Origin of the sequence: Xenorhabdus aichiensis, from assembly GCF_028598775.1 — a bacterium.
GTDB classification, from domain to species: domain Bacteria; phylum Pseudomonadota; class Gammaproteobacteria; order Enterobacterales; family Enterobacteriaceae; genus Xenorhabdus; species Xenorhabdus bovienii.
This window is the reverse complement of the sequence record NZ_JAQRFO010000107.1, coordinates 1-1,566: the sequence shown is the minus strand read 5'-3', so window position 1 is coordinate 1,566 and position 1,566 is coordinate 1. Positions and strand designations below refer to the sequence as shown.

Annotated in this window: 1 protein-coding gene; it reads right to left on the bottom strand. The window is 45.8% G+C overall.

The genetic code is table 11. The features are described 5' to 3' along the window. Positions 1 to 567 precede the first annotated feature (567 nt). Positions 568 to 1,566: tyrosine-type recombinase/integrase (locus PSI22_RS21070; protein ID WP_273581433.1), on the bottom strand; the 999-nt coding region annotated here is incomplete at its 5' end.

Sequence of the window (1,566 nt, the reverse complement as noted above, 5' to 3'; positions counted from 1 at the left end):
ACCATTTTTAACCCTCACGGCTTTTTTGCTTTAAAATGATGAAAAAGTATACAATAAGTAATAAAAACAAATAAAATTAGATAGATAGGTAAGTTAAAGTAAGCAAATAAATTTGGGGGCATTAAAAGGGGCATAAAAGGAAAGTAAGGTTATAGACTTTGTATATTCAACAAGTTACAATGATTTTCGATTCCGAGTCCGGCACCAATTTTAAAACTCGTTTGTTGAAGTGATATCAATAACTTAACAGGTGAGTCAGAAATAAGTGCTGTTAAGCAAATGTTAATGAATATAATCTATTACTTTGCGTAAGTTAATAAACTAAGAACAGCCACTCTATACGAAGTCAGGTGAACACAGTTTGTGCTCACCTTTTTACGTTGAAAGTAATGATTTCAGTAATTGATTCTGATGTCAAGTCAGGTGATGGTCAGAATTGCTCTTTGAGCACACTTCCCGGTTTCTTCGTTTTGTGTCTCCACCTCCAAACCATCCCATAATCCAGTGACACAGTCAGGGCAATCCCGCTGATATCTTGCCCTGTTTTTTTTACATCACGTTAACGGATTACACAGCAAGATCCAGATAAAACGCCAGTTCATTCGCCAGGGTTTTACCCGCGATTTCCATATCGATATCAATATACTCCATCGTGGTCGCCACACTGCGGTGTCCCAGTAAACACCTGACCAGCTGCAAATTGCGGTCGGGGGCTTTCATCAGCTCTGTCGCCAGCGTATGACGGAAGCGGTGGGGCGAGACAGCAAAACCACATTCTTTAGACAGGCGGTTAAAAAAAGAACGGAGATGTTGCTTTTCTCTGTCATGATGATACTGGTGACTGACATGGCGTCCGTGATAACGAAAACGCAGACGGGTTAAATCAAACAGCGGATCATTCTCTTTCGCGCCACAGGCTTTTGCCTGTTCAACCAGCTGCGCCAGCCGGGGTTTCAGTTGCGGGATCATCGGCACCCGCCACTCACTGTGGTTTTTACTGCCTTCCACGCGCAACTCAATGTAACTGTTGTCCAGATTAATATCCCGTAACCGCAGATGCAGCAGCTGGTTCAGGCGCATGCCCGTCAGCCGGAAGGTATCCAGTACGGTCAGCCAGTACCCCGTCGGGTATAAGGCACAGCGTCCGCCCCGCGGGGCGGTCTGTAAACGTTCTTCCTCTTCATACTGCTGCATCCGCAGGTAAATCCCGGTTATCTGAGCCTTACTCAGGGTTTTCTTTTGTTTCTTCTCTTTTTTGACTGCCGCGTCATTAAACGGATTTTTGGGGTGTGACAACAGTTTTCTTTCCATCCCGAAATTAAAAATGGCCCGCAGGTGCGCCACCTTATTGTTCCACGTATAGCCGGACTGATTTTTTTCCATCAGCAGATGACGCCGCCAGCACAGGACATCCCGGTGAGTCACGCTCTCCGGCAACCCCGTTTCCCCCAGATACCGGATAAAGACCCGCACCACCTTGCGATAACTCCATTCGGTTGCCGGCCGTAACATCCGTGAAAAAAAATACTCGTCCAGTAACGCATCCCAGCCCATTGTTTCCTCATT